This is a genomic window from Candidatus Nitrosocosmicus sp. T (assembly GCF_054408485.1).
On the sequence record NZ_CP166992.1, the window covers coordinates 1,086,267 to 1,107,544 of the forward strand.

General features: G+C 34.4%; 24 protein-coding genes and 1 tRNA gene. 11 read left to right on the forward strand and 14 right to left on the reverse strand.

Annotation, left to right across the window (positions count from 1 at the left end):
• Positions 1-194: 194 nt before the first annotated feature.
• The 3 genes from AB0A59_RS05620 to AB0A59_RS05630 all read right to left on the reverse strand — a co-directional run bounded on the left by AB0A59_RS05620 (position 195) and on the right by AB0A59_RS05630 (position 2,368).
• Positions 195-1,238, reverse strand: coding sequence for a diacylglycerol/lipid kinase family protein (locus AB0A59_RS05620; RefSeq protein ID WP_458747112.1), 1,044 nt, complete (start codon positions 1,236-1,238; stop codon positions 195-197).
• 170 nt (positions 1,239-1,408) lie between these two features.
• Positions 1,409-1,966, reverse strand: a complete 558-nt coding sequence (locus AB0A59_RS05625) for a hypothetical protein (protein ID WP_458747113.1) — start codon at positions 1,964-1,966, stop codon at positions 1,409-1,411.
• Positions 1,967-2,038: 72 nt separating this feature from the next.
• Positions 2,039-2,368 carry a hypothetical protein gene (locus AB0A59_RS05630; RefSeq protein ID WP_458747114.1) on the reverse strand — a complete coding sequence of 110 codons (330 nt, stop codon included), beginning with the start codon at positions 2,366-2,368 and terminating at the stop codon, positions 2,039-2,041.
• A gap of 396 nt (positions 2,369-2,764) precedes the next feature.
• Between AB0A59_RS05630 and AB0A59_RS05635 the strand changes: the two genes are divergently transcribed.
• The gene (locus tag AB0A59_RS05635) at positions 2,765-3,052 is read left to right on the forward strand and encodes a hypothetical protein (protein WP_458747115.1); all 288 of its coding nucleotides are present in this window, start codon (positions 2,765-2,767) and stop codon (positions 3,050-3,052) included.
• A gap of 15 nt (positions 3,053-3,067) precedes the next feature.
• Here the strand turns inward: AB0A59_RS05635 and AB0A59_RS05640 are convergent, their stop codons facing one another.
• Positions 3,068-4,057 carry a 2-hydroxyacid dehydrogenase gene (locus AB0A59_RS05640; RefSeq protein ID WP_458747116.1) on the reverse strand — a complete coding sequence of 330 codons (990 nt, stop codon included), beginning with the start codon at positions 4,055-4,057 and terminating at the stop codon, positions 3,068-3,070.
• A gap of 417 nt (positions 4,058-4,474) precedes the next feature.
• On the opposite strand from AB0A59_RS05640, the gene AB0A59_RS05645 reads away from it, so the two are divergent.
• From AB0A59_RS05645 to AB0A59_RS05660, 4 genes are all read left to right on the forward strand, one after another.
• The gene (locus tag AB0A59_RS05645) at positions 4,475-5,296 is read left to right on the forward strand and encodes an AAA family ATPase (RefSeq protein ID WP_458747117.1); all 822 of its coding nucleotides are present in this window, start codon (positions 4,475-4,477) and stop codon (positions 5,294-5,296) included.
• A gap of 99 nt (positions 5,297-5,395) precedes the next feature.
• On the forward strand, positions 5,396-6,535 hold the full coding sequence (locus tag AB0A59_RS05650) for a hypothetical protein (RefSeq protein ID WP_458747567.1): 1,140 nt from the start codon (positions 5,396-5,398) through the stop codon (positions 6,533-6,535).
• Positions 6,516-7,364, forward strand: coding sequence for a GNAT family N-acetyltransferase (locus AB0A59_RS05655; RefSeq protein WP_458747118.1), 849 nt, complete (start codon positions 6,516-6,518; stop codon positions 7,362-7,364). The genes AB0A59_RS05650 and AB0A59_RS05655 overlap by 20 nt, the downstream gene beginning before the upstream one ends.
• A gap of 37 nt (positions 7,365-7,401) precedes the next feature.
• Positions 7,402-8,370, forward strand: a complete 969-nt coding sequence (locus AB0A59_RS05660; protein WP_458747119.1) for a porphobilinogen synthase — start codon at positions 7,402-7,404, stop codon at positions 8,368-8,370.
• On the opposite strand, the gene AB0A59_RS05665 is transcribed toward AB0A59_RS05660, so the two are convergent.
• On the reverse strand, positions 8,367-8,816 hold the full coding sequence (locus tag AB0A59_RS05665; RefSeq protein ID WP_458747120.1) for a hypothetical protein: 450 nt from the start codon (positions 8,814-8,816) through the stop codon (positions 8,367-8,369). The genes AB0A59_RS05660 and AB0A59_RS05665 overlap by 4 nt on opposite strands.
• A gap of 92 nt (positions 8,817-8,908) precedes the next feature.
• On the opposite strand from AB0A59_RS05665, the gene AB0A59_RS05670 reads away from it, so the two are divergent.
• A tRNA-Tyr gene (locus AB0A59_RS05670) sits at positions 8,909-9,070 on the forward strand.
• Positions 9,071-9,091: 21 nt separating this feature from the next.
• Here AB0A59_RS05670 and AB0A59_RS05675 read toward each other — a convergent pair.
• Entirely contained in the window at positions 9,092-10,162 is a 1,071-nt protein-coding gene (locus tag AB0A59_RS05675) for an alcohol dehydrogenase (protein ID WP_458747121.1), read from the reverse strand.
• Positions 10,163-10,611: 449 nt separating this feature from the next.
• Between AB0A59_RS05675 and AB0A59_RS05680 the strand changes: the two genes are divergently transcribed.
• Positions 10,612-11,283 carry an adenylyltransferase/cytidyltransferase family protein gene (locus AB0A59_RS05680; protein WP_458747122.1) on the forward strand — a complete coding sequence of 224 codons (672 nt, stop codon included), beginning with the start codon at positions 10,612-10,614 and terminating at the stop codon, positions 11,281-11,283.
• On the opposite strand, the gene AB0A59_RS05685 is transcribed toward AB0A59_RS05680, so the two are convergent.
• The 5 genes from AB0A59_RS05685 to AB0A59_RS05705 form a co-directional block, all read right to left on the reverse strand.
• Positions 11,280-12,038 (reverse strand): DUF120 domain-containing protein, encoded by a 759-nt coding sequence (locus AB0A59_RS05685; RefSeq protein ID WP_458747123.1) that lies wholly within the window; start codon positions 12,036-12,038, stop codon positions 11,280-11,282. The two genes, AB0A59_RS05680 and AB0A59_RS05685, sit on opposite strands and share 4 nt — an antisense overlap.
• Positions 12,039-12,045: 7 nt before the next feature.
• Complete coding sequence (gene dnaG / locus AB0A59_RS05690; RefSeq protein ID WP_458747568.1) at positions 12,046-13,389, reverse strand: DNA primase DnaG; 1,344 nt, start codon at positions 13,387-13,389, stop codon at positions 12,046-12,048.
• Positions 13,390-13,568: 179 nt separating this feature from the next.
• Positions 13,569-13,964, reverse strand: a complete 396-nt coding sequence (locus tag AB0A59_RS05695) for a toprim domain-containing protein (RefSeq protein ID WP_458747124.1) — start codon at positions 13,962-13,964, stop codon at positions 13,569-13,571.
• An 18-nt stretch (positions 13,965-13,982) separates the two neighbouring features.
• Positions 13,983-14,285 carry a hypothetical protein gene (locus AB0A59_RS05700; protein ID WP_144730046.1) on the reverse strand — a complete coding sequence of 101 codons (303 nt, stop codon included), beginning with the start codon at positions 14,283-14,285 and terminating at the stop codon, positions 13,983-13,985.
• A 69-nt stretch (positions 14,286-14,354) separates the two neighbouring features.
• Positions 14,355-14,660, reverse strand: a complete 306-nt coding sequence (locus AB0A59_RS05705) for a hypothetical protein (protein WP_458747125.1) — start codon at positions 14,658-14,660, stop codon at positions 14,355-14,357.
• Positions 14,661-14,757: 97 nt separating this feature from the next.
• Between AB0A59_RS05705 and AB0A59_RS05710 the strand changes: the two genes are divergently transcribed.
• The gene (locus tag AB0A59_RS05710; RefSeq protein ID WP_458747126.1) at positions 14,758-14,925 is read left to right on the forward strand and encodes a 50S ribosomal protein L40e; all 168 of its coding nucleotides are present in this window, start codon (positions 14,758-14,760) and stop codon (positions 14,923-14,925) included.
• Between the two features lie 98 nt (positions 14,926-15,023).
• Complete coding sequence (locus AB0A59_RS05715) at positions 15,024-16,748, forward strand: B12-binding domain-containing radical SAM protein (RefSeq protein WP_458747127.1); 1,725 nt, start codon at positions 15,024-15,026, stop codon at positions 16,746-16,748.
• Between the two features lie 6 nt (positions 16,749-16,754).
• On the opposite strand, the gene AB0A59_RS05720 is transcribed toward AB0A59_RS05715, so the two are convergent.
• The 3 genes from AB0A59_RS05720 to AB0A59_RS05730 form a co-directional block, all read right to left on the reverse strand.
• On the reverse strand, positions 16,755-17,663 hold the full coding sequence (locus AB0A59_RS05720; RefSeq protein WP_458747128.1) for a hypothetical protein: 909 nt from the start codon (positions 17,661-17,663) through the stop codon (positions 16,755-16,757).
• A gap of 64 nt (positions 17,664-17,727) precedes the next feature.
• The gene (locus AB0A59_RS05725) at positions 17,728-18,435 is read right to left on the reverse strand and encodes a triose-phosphate isomerase (RefSeq protein ID WP_458747129.1); all 708 of its coding nucleotides are present in this window, start codon (positions 18,433-18,435) and stop codon (positions 17,728-17,730) included.
• On the reverse strand, positions 18,419-19,501 hold the full coding sequence (locus AB0A59_RS05730; RefSeq protein WP_458747130.1) for a fructose 1,6-bisphosphatase: 1,083 nt from the start codon (positions 19,499-19,501) through the stop codon (positions 18,419-18,421). The genes AB0A59_RS05725 and AB0A59_RS05730 overlap by 17 nt, the downstream gene beginning before the upstream one ends.
• A 233-nt stretch (positions 19,502-19,734) precedes the next feature.
• Between AB0A59_RS05730 and AB0A59_RS05735 the strand changes: the two genes are divergently transcribed.
• Positions 19,735-19,992: a hypothetical protein gene (locus AB0A59_RS05735; RefSeq protein ID WP_134485267.1), complete on the forward strand. Its 258-nt coding sequence runs from the start codon at positions 19,735-19,737 to the stop codon at positions 19,990-19,992.
• Between the two features lie 98 nt (positions 19,993-20,090).
• Complete coding sequence (locus AB0A59_RS05740; RefSeq protein WP_458747131.1) at positions 20,091-21,278, forward strand: argininosuccinate synthase; 1,188 nt, start codon at positions 20,091-20,093, stop codon at positions 21,276-21,278.

Below are 21,278 nucleotides of genomic sequence, written 5' to 3' on the forward strand. Positions count from 1 at the left end.
CATTCTATATAAGGGCTGATCCGTCTTATGACCTGGTGACTATCTTTATAATAATCTCAAATTACTGAATCACAGTGGGCTAATAATTGCAAACAAATCCACACGGCTGTTAAGATTTTGCAAACTAAGAGTAAATCGACTCCTTGCAACGAAAATACAATGAGCCATATGTAAATATCAATAAATTAAGTGATTCACAAACGAATAGCTAAATTTTGGGGATGGATCCTAAATATGCCTGGTAAAATTCCGATAGGTTCTCCATCAACTGTTACAATTATATTATTTTGAATTTCAGTTATCCATCTTGCTGTTTGAGACTGACCATAATAGATATCATCCTCATTATCAATGGCCTCTTCCCCCTTTTTTATATTTATCAATTTATTTAGGATTTTGAAGCTATCCGAATTTTTTATTACTATTGTATCTAATAGTCCATCTGCCATGTCTGCCTTAGTTGCAACTTGGAATCCCCCTCCTAAAAAACTGCCATTAGATACCATACCCATGGTCATTTTCGTCAACAGTCTATTACTTGTACCGTTGCCTTCAAGTGTCCCCTCGATAATTTCACATATATTGCTTTTGTAGGTAGGTAAAGTTGCAATTATTCCTGTAACAGTCGAAAGTATTCGACTACCGATTTGATCTCTTACCAGTTTAGATTTATCGATAATTTCTGCTCCCAATCCTATCTCAGCAGCATTTAGGAATAATCTAAATTCAGATTTTGGATATTGCTCCCTACTGGCCATCACTAATGCAGCAATAATATCAATCTTTTTAATATTATTAGATCCTGTTAGGACCTTACAACATTCCTCAAAATCCGGAGGTAAACCCAAAGACTTGACCAATACATTGCGCGTTCCTCCTGGAAGTATCATCAAGACCGCGTCTGGATTGATTGGTTCGACATCAGTAATCGCTAGCAACTCGTCATTCTTGATATTTTTAAAATCTGCAGAGTCCAGACTTCTATTGATATTTTCTTTGAAAAATCCATTAGTAACTTCATTTATTATCCCGTCACCACCTATTGGTATTATATGAGTAGCTCCTTGCTCTAGATGCTTGCGAGTGAGCAACGTCCCATCTCCTGTTTTAATTGTGAATACGAATTTTAAGTCATTACCAAAATACTTGCTTAATATTTGTTCAATAGAGTCCCAGTTTTTTCCTGTTTGACCACCATTAGAATTAGGATTAACTATAACAATAGTATTGTCTGGCATGTAGCGTAACTAAGCATAAGCAGTAGGGAAGATTACATATAAATTATACAGGATGTATTGTTTTATAAAAATAAAACCGAACCCTGCCATTTCACTGAAGTTCAAATATATACGTCGGAATCTTATTTTTTATATAATTTTGTAACCGACAACGATAGGATAATTGTCTGCTAGTCTTCGGGGTTAATATCGTTAATAAGCTTGGATGATTCAATGACACTTTTAATCTGCATGTCATCACTACCTGAAATGATCTTTGATACAGTTGGCTTTGCTTCCTTTCCTAATATTAATGCCTCCTTACCTTTTCGCATTACCACAACCGTCATGTTATTTTCTGTCAATTTACGGGCCAACTTCTTAGCCAAATTCAACTGCAGTTGGAGACTAGAATCCTTATCAGTCATTGTGTGTATAAATTCCTTGGCGTCATCTAGTTTATCTAATAGTTTATCTACTGAACTTTCAGTTTCATTCTGACCTCGTACACTTTTATCATTATAAGTATCACTAAGATTCTCTTTAACTAATTCAAATAATTCAGGTTCTACCATATTAATATCAAATTTGTTTGATTCCTTATCAGAAGTAGCAATCATATCTATAGCTAATTTATTCTGGATTTTAATATGTAATTTTCCACTTTTTACTGTTTTAAGAGTTTTTACTAACTTGTCAATTAAGAAATAACTCGGACTCTCAATTGTTATATCATCGATGTCAGCCAATTCAACCTATCTCAATCATTTGTGTGGAAGTCCGTCGAATCTAGCTTCTCAAATAATTGAAGCTGCATGATATCAATGTATGACGTCATTATTGCTTTCATAGCCTCGAATATCCACTTTGCTTGGCATTTCATAACCTTTCTTTCCTTCAACTCTAACATTATTTTTCTTATGAACTTCGGCTGAAATGCGAAGAGTACCGTTTACATTAAGATTACCACCACCAATCTGGCGTCCTTCAGGACCTTTTGCTGTGGGCATCTCTATTTTGAGGTTATTAAATGAATAAGTAATTATTGCACCCTTTCCTGTTAACTTCTCAATTAATCGTTCTAAAACAGGTGCACCCTCTTCTGAAATTTTATGAGTTATCTTATTTAGATTATTATTTAATTGATTCATCGATACAATAATACAACTACATAAAACGTTATAAATTGTATATATTTTATTTCCTCGCTATCTGCATTAATGAGAGGATAAATCAAGTTCTAGGAGGAAAACATAACCCATGGACAAATTAAGTTGATATCGCATCAGGATAGTAAATAGTATATGGGGGTTGGGCTCAGGGTAATAAAAAACTGATAAAGTTATTATATTAGAATAATCAAACTTCTGATTTCTCAAATGTAGTTTGCTATTAACACTGCTATATCCATTCAAAGAGTAACCAGTCAATAGGATGATTAAAACATATACTACATCCAATTTGATAGTGGTAGATAAGCTTTAGGTCGTCTATACTATCCTGAGAAACAAAGAACTTTAATTGGATAAGGTGAATTGTTTCAATAGTTGATCCCTGAGCATTGTTCTTTTGTATCAGAAGGTAATAAATGCCCTCTTCCACCTGAATTTATTATCGAGGTAGAAGATGAGATAGACGACAGTACATTTATGATAGGATTAACCTGTTCTGACCACAGAGTCATATTAGAGAATAAATTTCATTTACTCCAAAAAGATAACGCTATTCCTTCGGGCAAAATAAGATTGACAAATATAAAAATTATTCACACGGACTGTATCAAAGGCAATCAAGAAGATAAAGAAGAGGTCAGGAGTAAGAGGCTAAATATATAGTTTTTAATAATATCGTCATTCCAATAATAATGCCTTGTCTTCCTGGCCTCTCAGTACGTGAATTATGTTTGAGGCAGCAATTTCCGCCATTTTATTTCGAGTATCAAAACTTGCACTACCTATATGTGGTAATAGAACTACATTATGCATTTTAAGCAATGGATTGTTACTCCGTATTGGCTCGTCCTCAAAGACATCTAGACCAGCTCCTGCAATCAACTTCTCCTTTAAGCCGCGAATCAAATCTTCCTCTTTAACAATTTTGCCTCTTGATATATTTACCAAACAGGCATTATTTTTCATCAATTTGATCTTTTCATAATCTATTAAGTGATAGCTGTCTTTATTTAACGTACAGCAAATTATGATATAGTCTGAATATGAAATAAGTGTTTGTAAATTACAATATTCCAGTTTGTCGAGCAATTTGTCATCCCCAATATCATTTTGATTGAAATTCCTTTGTGTGAATAATATTTTCATCCCAAATCCAATTGCACGCCTACAAATTGCTCTGCCAATTTTTCCCATCCCTATGACTCCCAGTGTTTTGTGATGTAAGTCCATTCCAATCATTAGATCGGGATTCCAGCCATATTTCCATTTACCTTTTCTCAGATATTTATCGGCCTCCACTAGTCTTCTCCCAACACAAAGCATTAACCCAAATCCCAAATCAGCTGTTGTTTCGGTAAGGATGTTCCCCGTATATCCTATCTTTATTTGTCTCCTGCGTGCTTCTGAGACATCGATATGTTCATAGCCAGTACTGAAAGTGCTTATCACTTTAAGTGATCTACCAGCAATATCCATTATTTGCTTGTCAATCTTATCATTAAGAAAGCACAAAATTGCATCAACGCCCTTCGCATTATCCATCAATTCTCGATATCGAAGAGGTGCCTTTTTTTGATTAATGATTATTTCACAATCAGTCTTTAAGATGTTTAAGCCTACTTCAGAAATCGGTCTTGTTACCAAGACAATCGGTTTGTTTTTTCTCAACAAATATTGTCTATCGAGGTAATGCTATATTATTTCTTAATCCCCTATTCATGATCAAGATAAAAATCAAGATATTATGCATACACAACGACTAAATTATAGTTTATTTATAACCCCGTGTCATTCCTAACGATCAGAAGTCTTATTCTACACTCAAAATTCTATATACATTGCTTTGAACTTAAATTCACCCATATTTACATGAGTTTTATATATTACCATGTTATCAAGAGAAAAAATAAATAAAATTATACCTCCAAAGAGCTGGGAACTTTTCGACATTATTGTGATAGGAGTGAACTTTCCTATGATAAGGGAATAGATAGAACGAAGTCGAAAAGTCTTAACTTGTAAAAGCAGAAATAATGTACTTCACTTTACAAGCATATTTTTATAGATTACTGGTTATTAAATTTCATGCAAGATCGTTCTACTGATGCGCAAAGGAATGAAATGAATTCAATTAGCAAAGGTAAAAGTCATAAGCTCAAAAAGAGAATGGAAAATAAGAATGATCCTGATAACTCGGAGGTATTTCTGATTGAAAAAGATTTCATGGAATTATCAGAAAACTTATTTGCAAACATAGTTGGATACGATGACATTAAAAGGATTTTTAAATATGCATTTAATTCATCGTTACCAGTCCATATACTGTTAGTGGGTCCGCCTGGATCGGCTAAAACGCTATTCTTAATGGAATGTATGAAGCTTTCTCGTTCGTATTTTACATTGGGTAGCCATAGCACAAAGGCAGGAATGTTAGATTACTTGTTTAATAACAGACCAAAAAATCTAATTATCGATGAAATTGAATATATGGCGATCAAGGATCAGGCCGCTTTATTAAGCTTAATGGAAACGGGTATATTAAGTGAAACCAAATATGAAAAGACTCGAAAATCAATCATGAGGACGTGGGTATTTGCATCCTGCAATGACGAAAAAAAACTTTTAACACCTTTACTTTCTCGTTTCTTTGTGCTTTATTTTAAGAAATATGATTACGCTACATTTGAGAAAATATCAAACCATATTTTAGCAACTGAGTGCAATACTGATTTTGAAATCTCGACTCTCATTGCTCAATTGGTTTGGAATAAACTGAAATCCAGAGATATACGAGACTGTATCAAAATAGGTCGAATTTGTAATAACAAGGATGATGTTTGCATGATAGTAAACACTCTAAAAAGGTATGACAATAGAAATGCTGGTAATGTTAAGAATATTTCATAGAAAATGTATGGCATTCTGTATTTGAATTTCTTGTCACCTTCTGTATGTCCAATCAGTAAAATACTTTAGTGTACTTTTTTGATTAAAGCACAAAAAAATTTGAAAATTTTTATCTGTGGTCCAACGTTATATGAAAAAAGTCATTTGGGACATGCGAGAATCTTTATTTTTTTTAATTTTTTGATCAATTATTTCAAATATCTGGGGCTATCTCCAATTGCTGTCGTACAATTGACTGATATTGATCCGAAAATATTCGATAAAATGATGGCATCTGATAATATTATCTTACCTGACAGTATAACTTTACCTCACCTGACACAACTAATTAAGGATTTACAACAATTAAAGGTTATAAAGAACTTTACATTCACCCGAGTATCTAATTTCCAATTTCAAATGATGAACCAAATAATAAACTTAGTAAAACTCAAGAAGGTTTATTCTTATGGAGGGAATATTTATCTTAGAATAGATTCAGATGTGCAGAGTCCTTTTGGCTTCACAGCAGAACAATTGAATGATATGCCAATTGATATCTCGCCAGGTAAATTAAATCAAAAAGATATAATGCTTTGGAATGCTGAAAATTTTTATGATCTCCCTATAAAGGGTAATGATCGCGCTGAATTCTACTTTAGGAATCTAGTAAGCGGAATCCCTGGATGGCATTATCAAGATTTTCAAATCATAAAATCTGTTTTTAACAATAATTACGATATACATGGTGGGGCCGAAGAGTTAATGTATCCTCACCACGAATTCATTTTTAAAATATCTCATCAGATCCAAAAGATTAATCACCTGAGTGAAAAAAAACCACAGTGGATTCACATAGGCATATTAAAGATCAAGTCTAAGAAGATGTCCAATTCCAGAGGCAATACTATCACTATCAGTGATTTCCTAAACAAGTATTCTCCAAATTCCTTAAAAATTCTGTTCTTGCTTGAGCACTATAACAAAGACCTTAGTTTCAATGGTAGGAAATTGAGGAATGCGGTTCAGATAGATAATGAAATTTCGTCATATTTTATGTCGGAATCTTTTAAAACCGAAAATTTACTACAATCAGTGAATGAATCTGATACACAAAAATTTTCCGAGTTTTTGAGAATCTTGAACAATAATTATGACACAAAATCAGCAATCAGTCATATAATAAAGTGTATAAGAGGTCTAGAAAGTGCTAGTTACGTAAAGAAGATGACCGATCTACTTGGATTGTACTATAATTGAAAAACTGAGATCAAATGAACTTGAATTCTGTAAGAATTGGAGTGATAAGGCAATCGAATTAAAAAATTCCGTCCATATTTTAGCTAATGGGGATTTAGGAGACGACTATTTTCTTAATCGTGTCTTCTTAGTTGACGGAAGTGAGGATTCTAACACACAAGAAAAGGAAATATTGTCAAACGTATCAAGTTTGAAAGAAATTTCTAAAAAGCAGATACCTACTGTGTATGTACATATCGATGATAACTATTCATCTCATAAATCAATATTGGAAAAGAATGGCTTTAGGGAAATTGATAAATTGATAGGATTAGTCCGAGTGGTTAATAATCGAGAATCCTTTTCAATTAAAGAATTTGGGGCACAAAAATCACTCTTAAATGGAGAAACGTATAAGGTGGTCGAGACCTCAGGTGAATTGGATGAATGGATTGATGTTTATATCTCATCATTTGGAATTGCGATGGAAAAAAGAAATATTATTCGTACTATTCTTCATAAAGAGAATTTTAGGAATAGCAAATTTATTTTATCTGAGCAAAAATCCATAGATAACATAAATCAGCTGAATTTAGAGCCAATGGGATGCTGCATGTTTTTTCCCACAAATAACGTCCTAGGCCTTTACTGTTTAGGTACCAATCAGAAGTATCGAAATAAGGGTATCGCTTCTAGAATTATAGATTTTGCAGTCGCATATGCCATAATTAATAATTTGAATTATCTAGGGCTTCAGGCACTATATAGCGACCATAAGATAGAATTCTATCAAAGAAGACAATTCACAAAAGTTTATACCAATGCCATTTATTCTCTCCCTGTCAGTTAGATTTAATATATCATTTGGTCCACTTATTAAAAATCTATTGACATTTCTTCAACGTATACAGGATGACCTGATTTTTCCAGTATTCGTTTATGAGGATGAGCATGCCTACAAACAAAGCTTAAAGTCAGGCTACATGAACAGCTCAAAGGTATTTTCGAAGAACTTGACCATTCGGTTTGAAGAGTTAGCTCATCTTAAAATCACTAATTTGTTATTATTTGGGATTCCTAGAAATAGAAACAGGTTGGGAAGTGAATCTTTTAATAAGAACGGTGTGACTCAGAGGGCAATCCAAACGATAAAAAAAAATTTTGAGAGGAAATTTAACATTCTCTCAGACGTATGTGTATGCCAATACAATACAAGCGGTCATTGTGGTGTTACAAAAATGTTCCCAGAGAATATTAAACAATACAGGATTGAAACAAGAATAGATAATGACAAGACTCTAGATATTCTCGGAAAAATTTCATTGAGTCACTGCGAGAGTGGTTCCGATTTCATAGCTCCTTCTTCAATGATGGATGGTCAAATAATGTACCTTTCAAATTTGTTAAATCAAAATGGGTTTAATAATGTCAAGATAATGAGTTATTCAGCTAAACATAATTCTTGTCTATACTCCCCATTTCGTAATTATAACTATCTTAACGCTAGCTTCATAGACAAATCAGGTTATCAAAGTAATTTCAACAATCCTAAGGAATCGGCAAGAGAAATTCTGCATGATGTGAAGGAGGGTGCGGACTGGGTAATGATAAAACCTTCATTGTGGTATATGGATTTAATAAGATCAATTAAAAAAATTATAGACGTCCCTTTGGTGGTTCAGAATGTCTCAGGAGAGTATGCATTATTAAAAGCAGGGTCAAAAATAGACCCCATTAACCAGCATGAATGGATAGTCCAATATCTCAAAAGTTTAAGGAGGGCTGGTGCTGACAAAATAATTTCTTATTTAATGCTTGACCTGTTTGTTGAGCTTGATTCGGGTCTGCGTTTTTAATTTGAATTCTGATTCTGATTGGATTTCTCTGGATAAGAGATCATCTGACCACTTGTAGAATCGACGTAGTATTTTGTATTATTTGCCGTAATTTCCCAGCCATAATGAATACCGCCCGTTAAGGGCTCAACGGTATTGCCCAGTATTTTGCCTAGTTCGTGAGTAGTTTTATCTGCTTGATATACAGTTCCATTAGCTTTTACCATTACATATGTAGATGTAAATTTCTGATCAAGATCTTCAAATGTGATATTTCTTAGTTGATCCATGGATTGATTAAAAACGTCGTGTAGAATTATTATATAAGCTTCTTCTGGGATGAGCTTGCCAGAGGTAGAATTGGGTTGACTTAATGAATAACTCAATACCAAGTACATTGCAAAAGTAAATCCAATGGACAATAGAATTATGAATATTACTTTATTACGGGCAATATCCAATTTCATTAAGATATATTATTGACTAAAAAACACTATATATTCATTGATTTATGGCTTTACGATTAGATTATATATCATTTCTATTAAAAATTACCTATCCCGCGGTAGCTCAGCCTGGTAGAGCTTTCGGCTGTAGTTGTTGGCAGATTATTGCTAATCGTACATCAGCCTATCAGGCTTACATTCAACAGTAACCGAAGAGTCGCAGGCTCAAACAAAAAATAAGAGATTATTTTTTGGAGTAAATCCTGCTCGCGGGATACAAACAAATGAAGATTTTTTTAATTAGGATTTATTATGGCCCGTCCAATGATTTTACCGTTCTTCAAATCATTTAAAGCCTCATTGACCTGGTCAAGAGAGAATCTTTTATCTAAGACTGTGCGTACTTTTCCGTCAGACGCAAGGGTTACCAATTCTGTTAAATCCTGAAATGTTCCCGTATAAGCTCCTGTCAAAGTATATCCTCTCAAAGGAATCATTGGTAAGTTAAGTTCCATCGATCCACCAAATAATCCAACCATAATTAGCTTGCCCCTTTTCCGTAACATGTTAAATGAATTCACAGATGTAATGTTATTATTTACAAAGTCCAAGACCACATCTGTTCCCGATCCATTGGTAAGATCTTTGACTTCTTTTACCACATCTTGTTTCTCTTTAGTATTAATAATGTTGTCTGCCCCAAGCTTTTTTGCTTCTGCCAATTTTTGATCATTCACATCGATAACAGTTATTCTTGATTTGTAAATAGCTTCAGCGACTTGTACAGCCATCAGCCCTAGTCCACCAGCCCCTACTATTACAATATTATGATTATCTTCTAGACTTGGTATAGGCTTTGCTTTTTTTACCGCATTATATGCTGTCAACCCCGAGCAGGCCAGTGACGAAGCAGAATCAAAGTCAAGCCGTTCAAGTTTAATCAGAAACTTTGAATCTGGAATTAAAACATATTGCGCATATCCGCCACTTTGATAAATTCCAAGAGTTCGTGGATTATCACATAGGTTTTGTTCTCCTGATATGCAAGCAGGACAGGTTCTGTCCCCTAGCCATGGATAAACCAATACCCTGTCACCTAAATTAAAATTATTTACAGCATTACCCACTTCTTCTATTGTTCCAGATATTTCATGGCCGGGTATAAGAGGAAATTTAACACCTCTATCCTCAACCTTCATAAAGACGCCTTTTGGGCCGGCATATCCTCCCTCCCATAAATGGAGATCGCTATGACATACCCCAGATGCTACGACTTTGACCAAAACTTGATTCCCTTCAGGTTTGGGTTTTTCAACTTCATTAATTACTAATGGTTCATTTGTTTTAATAATTTGAGCCCCTTTCATATCAAAATCAAGGCCTCCTTGTTTAATTATCTTTGCTAATAAATATGATATTCAAAAGAATATATTAATTCAAATGCTAAAACTATTGATGTCAATGATGACGACGAAGAGCCGTCTGAAATTTCATGGTGACGAAGATTATGAGGTACTGAGACATCAAAATTTAATAGGATGAAATAATAGATATTTTTATTCGCTATCTAAAATATCAATATCACATTCAAAATATAACGCAATCATATTAATACTGTGTCCAACGGCCTGCAGTTTGGGTTACTACAGAAGAGTCAGGTAGTACCGGTGTAGATACTATTGCAATGCTTGGTTGGTTTAAATTTCTAGAGCTTACAAGTTACTTTGCAAACCGCTTAATAATCCTAGTTAATGAAATATCAAAACTCATGAGATGTAAAATTATATACAGTGAAGTTCATGATAAATCAAATTTAATGAATTCGATACAACGATTCCTACTATGTTCGATATATAGTAATAATTTGATAGATAACCAAATTTCTAATCCCATATTGCCATATTTAACTAAAAAATTGGCATTTGATATCACCTTTTATAAAAATCAATTAACAGAACTTGAAAAACTGGGCTTAATTGTTACAAAACAAATTGGATCCGATTCCGAAAAAAGTTTGAACAATATGACTTGCATACTTACGAATTTAGGTCGTGAACAGATTAAGGTTGTGCTTGTAGGAGGGGTGTTTGATCTACTTCACGTTGGTCATATTCATACACTAAAATCTGCTAAATTATTAGGGGACGTCCTAATTGTTGTAGTTGCGACTGACTCTACAATTAGTACCTTGAAAAAAAATCGCAAGATTTACCATGACGAAAAGAGCCGGTTAGAGTTAGTTTCGTCAATAAAATTTGTAGACAAAGCTATTATTGGAAGAAAAAAATCCATTTATGATACAGTCGAATTCGTGAGGCCCGATGTCATTGCTTTAGGTTATGACCAAACTCATGATGAAATAGTGATGAAAAAAAATTGTTTTGATCGTGGCTTGACTCTTGATGTTGTCAGACTTTCCTCCCCCCTTCCAAAACTAAAAAGTTCATTAATTAAAAGCGAATTGGGAAACTCTTTTTATGAATTTTAAGTATTTCCCACAGATTCTTTAATCTTTACAACAACGTTATCTCCATTTTTTAGATTTGATGATTCTTTTATGTTCAAAGGGCCAATGACCTCTATTAGATTATTGTTATGATGAGTCCTTTCCAATAAAAGAACGTGAACATCATATGAAATATCAGTTGTTTGCGATTGGGTCAAGTCACGAGAGTATCTTGTTTCTTGAGATATAGTGGCTGGGTAGCATCTCACCCAGCCAAAAGTCCTATCCGAATTTTTGAAACCATCAATGAAAATAGAGGGGTAATTTATCAAATCTTTTCTTGAATTCATATAATTCTTATCCTCAATTTTTACGTTAAGCGTTCCAGGAAATGGTTCATAACCCAATTTATTTTGAAACTGTTTCTTGTACCCCTCCAGTGACATGTAATAAGCACCTTCTCCCATCCCAGTAACGATTTTACCTTTAAAAAGCATGGACTTAATTTGAGATTTCTCCATAGATACTTTTAACAAATTATAAATATTCTGTAATATTTCACAGCCGGTTTCTGTCAGTTTCATTCCAAATTTTTTTTTATTTTTTACTCTTTCTATTAGGTTCTCTTTCTCTAGGTCGATTATTATTTTTGAAGCCGTTTGTTGGGATCTATTAATTATGTGACTTATTTCTGTACTCGTAATTTCTAAATAACTGTCTTTCCCTCCATTTGACAATAAATGAATCATTACTAAAAGATGAAAATAGTTAAAGTTTGAATACTCTTTAACCATCATTATGCAATTATCTACTACTGATTGGCTGGCTAATCAACCCCATATCTGAAAATGTTTGAACACGAACATCTGGGTTTACCCTTTTTAGATTGCTCGTTCTATGACCTATTACATACTTTATACCCGATTTAGCTGCAGCCTCAACGAGCCTAGGGGTAATTATGCCGTCTAATATTAGTAGATTTACGTCATTTAAGCTAGATATTTTCTTCATTATTTCTGATATCGGAATTTTAACTATCCTTTTCATTGACTTATCAAAACCCATCGCTTCTAAAGTTTCATTTATTTCTTGAAATACTTTTTTAACAGTGGAGATAATTTCTTCATCTTCTTTCGAAGTCGTGCTATCGGGGATTAGCATTTGCTTGCTACTGTCATAATTATTATTTTTGTTGAAGCTTTGATTGTTAAAATCTCTGTTATATGGGAATGTGTTATTTTGGTCTTGATTATTTAACTGATTCTGGGAATGATCCACTCTATGAGTATTCCTAATTTGTTGGACATTCGATGGAACGGTGTTCGTGTCGTTGATTCTATCTTTCATAAGCTGTTCTACATCTTTCAATATTTCTGAAATCTCCAGCGGGGTGCACTCCTCTACCTCCCTACCGGAAGGAGCTCTGTATACTTTCTCAATATCTACCAGCCCTTGTAACTCCTTTAGTATCAAATCCCCAGCACGATCTCCGTCAATAAAAGCAACAGTCCGTTTTCCCTGGGTCAATTTTAAAATAGTTTCGTCAATTTTTGCACCTTCTATTGCAATTGAATTATCATATCCCGCTCTTAAGAGATTGATTACATCTGCACGTCCCTCTACAAGTATTATCCAATCGCTATCAAAAACGCCTACACCGCATGCTAGTTGGGCCTTCCCAAAAGTTGTCAATCTGCCGGGTTTGCTTGCATCATAAACATCCTTTAACATTTCTTCTCCTTCGCTAATGGTTTTGGTTGCCCATTCTTGGACAATTTTTTTGGCTCTATCTACTATTACTTTCTTCTTTATCGCTCTAATGTCATCAATTCCAACCAAAGAAAATTTTGCTTGGAAAGGTCCCACTTTATCAATACTTTCAATAGCTGCAGCTATCAAAGCTGCTGTAGAAATATCAGTACTCATGGGAATCAAGGCATCTCCACGTGCTGAGTTAGACTTGGTATCTACGTTTACTTCAATTCGGCCGACCTTCGAAACCTTCTGTAGTTCGTTTAAGTTCATCTCTGGACCCAACAATCCTTCAGTTTGGCCAAAAATAGCTCCAATAATATCGGCCTTCTCAACTAGTCCATCAACATCAAACTTTAGCTTGACATGATATTTTACAATACCAGTATTTGGCATTTTTATTACTTCGTTATTAACTTTATTGATCATATTTCACTGATTATCATATCTATAATGGCTTACCTTGATTAAGTTTTTTGTTTTAAAATTTTTACGTGATTAATGACACTTTTGAATTTTTACAATACAAATCTTATGTCGACCATAAAATTATTTAATTAAACTTTTTGTTTTATTTAATTTCTTGACATACTATTGTAGAATGATTTTAATTCCTCAACGGTCCTTATTTTTCCTCGTGTAATATTCACTATTCTGTATCTGTAATAATTATCAATATACCTTTGATTTAATAACAGCGAGATTTTTCTAGTCATTATTTCACCACTATGATCCAAATCTAAAAGCAAAATTAATTTCTTATATTTATTTCTGAAATTATCTACTAAATTTACAATATTTTTATAGTTGTGAAATGCTCGAATGTTTCCAGAACAACCTAAATAATACAATGCTTCCAAATCTCTTTTACCCTCTACCAAAATCAATGAATCTGTGGTGGATTCACTGTTTATTTGATTGACGAATTCTCTTAGTTCTCTTAATTTCTCTAGTCGCTGGGTGCGATCCATAATTCCATTCCATTATAGTTACGAGCCTACTCTCTTCATTTTTGAGCCGCACTTTGGACAGGAAGATTGATTATGTTTTGTTCCACAGCTCATACAATAGTAGCTTACGGAACTCCCATTCCCTCCGAATACAGAGCCTGCCATGCCCATCTTTTTCATGGCTCTATTTCTAATGTAATAACTAAGCAAAATGAAAACTACTATTATTACCGGTAAAGATAACGGAAAAGGTAGCAAGAACGAGATTGCAAGACTTATTCCTAAGGATATACCAATCCACAATAATTGTTGAGACAAGAATTGTTTGTTATTATCTATCACTATCTCTCAGTATAATAATTAAGAAACATTATATATAAAATGTTTCCCATAAAGATTAAGGCCCACAATTTAGCTATATTCTGCGTAATACTTGTATCTCTTCTCCACTTCCTTATTCTTCCCTTCTTGAACTATATCGATTTCTTTTCTCAATAGTTTCTTGGAATACTCAATAAATCTAATTCCCTCTTCTGTAGTTGGAAATTTGCCTAACGAAAATTGAAATTGGTCCATAAATTCAATTACTTTATCTCTAAATTCTTCTTTTGAAGGATTCTTGTAACTATTGACTTTAAACCAGGAAACTGCTAATTGAGAAGCATAAAGCCTTGCTATATCTTCAACTAATCTGTCAACTTCAAAGTAATCAGCCACCAGGTAAACCCACTTTGATAATTTATAAGTTTTATTCGATGTTTCTAAATCGTTAAATAGAAAGATAAAAATGTGAATGATTTCTAAAAAAGTTATTATGCCAATTACCGATGTAACAAAAAGAAGTATTGCGCAGCAGCGTCGATTATTTTTCAAAATCTGTTTTAATTGTGGCGCAAAAAATCCAATAGGCGGAACTCGATGTAGAAAGTGTCACGGCAGTCAAATGAGATTGAAGAATAGAACCCTAGGTGCGAAGAAATAATCTCTTGGTTGGCATTTATTTATTGTAATTTTTTAGATTTTAAATAAGAAAACTTTAATTATCTTTTTTGATTCCTACACTTTGAGATAACAAATAATATGAAGTACCCAAAGGTTGTTCTTACCGCTGATAGAACATTAATGTCTCCCTATCGAGGAATTTCACTTGCATCATTTTTTGGATGTGCTCCTGCACTTGATCCAAATCGTAGTCATGATTCTATTTGGTATAAGATTTTAGGAAATCAAGTTACTCCTAAATTGCTTTTTGATTTTATTTGTAACCCTATTGCTAATTCAAACGGATTGGCCGATTACGCACCATATGGCTTGAGAAAGGTTGAAGCAGCATTACTGAGAGATGGATATGCAAAGGACGATGTAGTTGTAGCTCATCCCGATCATATTGACAAATTCATTGGACCACCGACCGAATTCGTAGGTACATATGAAATGGACCCACTAGGCATGGGTCCGGTTACGATGACATTTACTTATGGGAGAAAACAAATGTCCTACGCTGAGTTTTATAACCGAGATCTTCATCATCGAATTAATGCTGCCAAGCAAAAGAATGGAAGCAAGGCAAAAGTAGTGGTAGGGGCCTCCGGGACGTGGCAGTATAATTATGACCCCGCCAAAATTGAAGAATATGGATTGTATGCAATCGTTGAGGGAGATTTGGGAGGCATTGGACCTGAAATTGATGGAGCAGGAGGGAGGTTTTTTGATGCCATGATCAATAATGAGTTGGAAACAGCTAATCCATTTAAGAAATCCGAGTTTAAAGTTGAAATAAAGGAATTCGATAGAAACGGTAGAAAATATCACGGTAGATTTGTTCATTATTCAAGAGAACCAAGCGTAGCTGAAATTCCGGATATAGTCAATCCCAGTATGCATGGAATGGTTGAAGTGATGAGAGGATGCGGAAGAGGGTGCAAATTTTGCGATGTTACACTTCGACCATTACGCTATTATCCAGTAGAAAAAGTGCAAAAAGAAATCCGGATCAATATGAAATATGGTGGATTAAAGAATGCTTGGATCCATAGCGATGATATTTTTGTTTATGGTCTTAATCCAAGGACAACCAAAAATATGCAGCCAAACAGAGAAGCAATTGAAGAACTATTCAAAGGGATTATGGAAACTGGAGTAGAACATACTAATCCTACCCATGGAACATTAGCGGGTGCTATTGCCGATGAGAAACTTATACCCAATCTTTCCCGAATAATCAAAGCTGGACCTGCTAATCACATTGGTGTTCAATGTGGGTTCGAGACAGGCAGCATCAGATTGATAGGCAAATATGCCGACAGAAAGTTGGCTCCATTTAGACCGTCTGAATGGCATTGGGTGGTGAAAGAAGGTGTAAAAACACTAAATGAAAATTACTGGGTACCTGCATTTACTCTTATCATGGGATTGGATAATAATGAGACTGCTGAAGATAGTTGGGAGACTATCCAACTGATACACCAGTTAGAAAAGGAACAACCTGATTCTAAATTCACCGTAACGCCATTGACTTTTGTTCCCATTGGACTGTTAGAAAAGTCTGACTTCTTTGATATAGGGAACACAATGGATCCAGCAAAATTAGGTGTTATGTATAAAACATGGCAACACAACTTCAAATACGCCATTCACAAATTCATGCATAAGGTTGGCCAAAATGATCCAATAAAGAAATTCTTCTTTGCTTCACTTGCTAGGACGTTAGGAGGTGTGCCCTTGAATGCGATGGAAAGGTATGCTCGTAAGAAGAGCCCTGAACACGAAAAAGTAATTGAAAAAATCAAGGCACAGTATGCATAGAGTTGTCTAATTAGTATTCTTTATTTCTAGTTTACTTAAGAAGGGTTCAATCTCTGAATAAATCGGGCTAGAGACTGATTTTTCCAACTTTTCCTTCATTGCCTTATTTGAGAAAACAATGATTTCATATTTTTCTTTACCATCTTGATTGATAAGAGATGAATGTAAGAATCTTATGGCCGTTTCATTATGTGAAACAACGATTATAGTGGTTTTTCCCTTTACCCTTTTAGATAATTTATTGATATAACGTTGAAAATCTATATCAAAAAAGGGATCAATAACGTTTTCAACATTTCCTATAATGGTAGAATTTAGGCCATCTCGCCGTGTCAAAACATCAATCATTATGCAGATAGGTAAAGATTCGTCGTCTCCAGATACTAATACAAGTAAGGAGTTACTGAAGCTTCGATTACTATTACTATTTGTTTTAATATTATTTCTCAATAATCTGAATGAGTCGGTAAGATTGGTAAGTAAGTGAATTTTTTCTGTTTTTCCTATTTTCCCTCTGTTATACAATTCCAGAATGGTATTCAAAACTGGGAAACAAACATCTGTGAAAATTTTCCTCATATTGATATTCCGGTTGATAAGACTTAGAACTATATTGTCTGTGAATTCCTTTTGACCATTGATGAGGGATTCAATGATCTTTTGCTGAATCTCAAGGAAATTTTCATCCTTCAAATCTAAATTGATAATTCCCGGGTCTAAAAACCAAAAGTTTACAGAGCCAATTCTTTTCCTGTTTAGGATTTTTTGAAAATATAGTATATCAAGATATTTGGATATCGTAATACGATTAGTTCCTAGTTTGTTTGAAATTTCACTACTAGACATAGGATTATTATTTTGTAAGAGATCTATTACTCCTTTCTGAATATCGTATAAATCGTACTTCTTATACATTGGTTACAATGATTTGGTTGGAATCATTTAAAAAGAATTTTTTTGTGTACTCGATTTACAAACTTCAAAATTGCGATGCCAATTCATAAATCTTCTCGTACCAATTTTTTGACTTTACAATGCTACTAGCTGCAAGTATCCCTTTTGAGCCCAATTCGACTGCGATTCTTATGTCTTCTGATGAATTTATTCCGGCACCACAAATTAACTGCGAACGGCTTCCTACTAATTTTAAATGTTGAAACGAATTAGTTATTAAAGATGGCCTTTCTGTAGCGATAGATTTTTTGGTTCCGATTAGATCTGGAGGTTCTATGGCTACATAGTCGGGCCCCATAGAACTAATATCTCTTAGTTCTGCCAAATTTTTTGCACATACAATGCTAAGCAGACCCAGTGAATGCAATCTCGGAATCAAGTCTCTTATAATATTCTGATTTATTGGATGTTCACTATGATTTATTATTGAACCGCCTCCACCTGCATCTTTAATAATCTCTGGAATTGAAAAACCTGTACTTGCACCTGGTTGATGGGCGTCTACATGTTGTGCTATTACACTTAATTTAGTATTTTTTGCCAGCCATGCTAATAGGACTTGGGGTGGCGAAAGGATAATTTCAGTATCGGTCTGCTCGCTAACTCGTTCCGCTTCTTTTGTAAGAGATAAAGCCTTATCACCTGAGATCTCTAGATAGTTTTTAAAATTGATGATGAGCGGTCCCTTTCTCGTTGACATTGGGGTTTGTGGCAATTTATTTGAATTTTTCATTCAATTTAGTCATTCTAGCTTCGTATCCTTTGTTATATTCTAATTCTTCAGGCACAAGCGTTGCTGGATGAATAAATCCTTGAACTCTCAACATCGTTGCACGCTCAGATGCTAACCTACGTTGATATTCCCAATCGGCTGTCCCAAATCCGTCATGGGGACCAGTAAGCCTTCCATTGTGCATACTGAATAATAGGCATGAAACTATAGGGATTGAATAATTCAAACTTGCTGCAGAGTTTAGCGAAACGGGCATAAATGGCATGTGATGGCTACCTCGAGTATTTCCTGCTACTATGTGAGGATCATTAAAGGCACTTCCTGCTTCTTCGGTGGCGGGAAAATTCTTTTGAGTTCGTACGATTGCAATTGGATCATCTTTTCCAACATATGTACCGGCGATATTATGAAGCCTATCAGTAGAACTTGACACAATTTGTTCTCGCTCGTGTGTTAACACAGAATGTACCACATATCTGCCTGGATACATCAAAGCTGCCTCCAGCTCTGGTTTATCATTCCATAACTTTAGATCAGCAATTTTGCCTGACATCACATCCATGATCCTAAATATTACACCTTCTGCAAGCTCCTCATTAATAATCAAACCTGTATTGCTTCTCGCGTCAACAAACATTCTCCAAAAGGGAAAATTATAAGCCCCGGGCTCAGTTTTATCTGCTGCAAATACGCAAAATACTTCACTGGGTCTTTCTTCCATTTCTATCTCGGCAACTCCTGGGCCCATTCCTTTTACATTTCCAGAGAATGAGTCTTTAAGTAAATCTTGCCCTGCTCCGTATAAACCCTGTTCTTTAGCTATTTTTGTCCCCTCGGTAAATGCATCCCAGGCAAGTTTGTGAATCTCCTTATTATCTGTGCCTAGCGTATGTGTCATCACAATATGGATATCATCGCCGGTATATCCGATATAACTATCAATCAACATTCCTTTTCCATTTTTTAGGATAAAATCCCTAACAGTTTGAACCAATTTATCACTAGGTCTGGTGTGTCCTCCGATTCCTCCAATGTCTGCTTTTATTGCTGAAACAGTGATCCTCATACTCAACTTGGATTCTAAGTGATTTAAAAATTTTTGTTTCGCTCGAAATTACAATACTTAATCTATGTTCAGAGGATTTTGAAACAACAAGCTTGTTCTCTTTGGTAAAAGAAGAAAATATAATGATTTGTTAAAGTTATTTTTTACTAATGACTAAACTATTCTGTGATTAATATCATTATTTGTTGCCAAAAAAAGTAACCAATAAATATCCTTAGCATTACTTTACTGTCATGCGTGACGCAAATTTAATAAAAATAATGATCGAAGAAAGAGCTTTAGTGAAATTGATAAAGACTATCGGAGAAAAGGAATATTCAACAAGAGACTTATTGAAGAAATTGGGGGCCTATGGGTATGGTCATAAATTACTCATAAAAGCTGAAGATAAAGGATTAGTTGAACGAAGTAACGTAAAAAACAAGACTTATAATAAATTGACGAAAGAAGGTAAAAAAATTATAAGATTGGCTAAGGAGATCGGGGTATAGTTTTATTTTAAGGGATTGATAAATCATTCTGATCTGACGATTCTTTCCTTTTTATTTCACAAAGATTAAATTATTAGTTATACAACGGACGCGTATTAATGAACAAAGTAATTCTAGCTTTTTCTGGTGGATTGGATACATCTGTTTGTGTAAAATATTTACAGAATCTTCATAAACTTGATGTAATCACGCTTACTGTTGATGTAGGTCAAAATGATAACTTTGATGAAATTAAAAGAATTTCAACAGAACTGGGTGCTATCGAACATATTTATATTGACTCAAAACAGGAATTCGTTGACAACTATGTAACTCCAGCAATTAAGGCAAACGCCCTTTATCAACAAAAATATCCTCTTGCTACAGCACTAGCTCGACCGCTGATTGCTAGTAAAGCTGTTGATATGGCCAAAAAATATAATGCTATGTCTATTTCTCATGGATGTACGGGGAAGGGTAACGATCAAGTTAGATTTGATCTTACAATTAGATCTCTGGATCCGAATTTGAATATAATTGCTCCAATTAGGGATCTGAACCTTACAAGGGATAAAGAATTGAAATATGCAAGTGAGATGGGTATTAAAATAAGTGAAATAGCTAAGAAATATAGTATTGATGAAAATCTATGGGGTCGAGCGATAGAAGGTGGACTCCTTGAGAATTTAGAGAACGAACCTTTGAGTGATTCACTTAAATACGTTCATCATGACAATACCTCTCCTGAATATATAACGATCGGCTTCGAAAAAGGAATACCTATTTCTATCAACGATCAAAAAATGGATCTAGAAATGTTGATCGCTGAGCTCAATAATATTGCAGGATCGCATGGAGTTGGTATAATTGATCATATTGAGGATAGAATAGTAGGCATAAAGTCGCGTGAAGTGTACGAAGCCCCTGCTGCACTCGTATTAATTGAGGCTCACAAAGATCTTGAAAAATTGGTATTGACCAACTTGGAACTTCGTTTCAAGCTTTTAGTTGATGATCAATGGGCATGGCTATCGTATTCAGGATTGTGGCATGATCCACTTTTATCCGATTTGAATGCTTTCATCGAGCGAACTCAACAAAGGGTAAGCGGCGAAATAAAGGTTAAAATGCATAACGAATCCTATCGAGTAGTAGGGAGAAAATCGATGTTTTCACTTTACAATAATGACACTGTAACCTATATGTCCAATTCTAACTTTGATCAAACATTAGCGAGAGGATTTGTAGCACTTTGGGGTCTACAATCTACCGTAGCAAATTCAAAAATTATGGAAAATAAGGAGTAA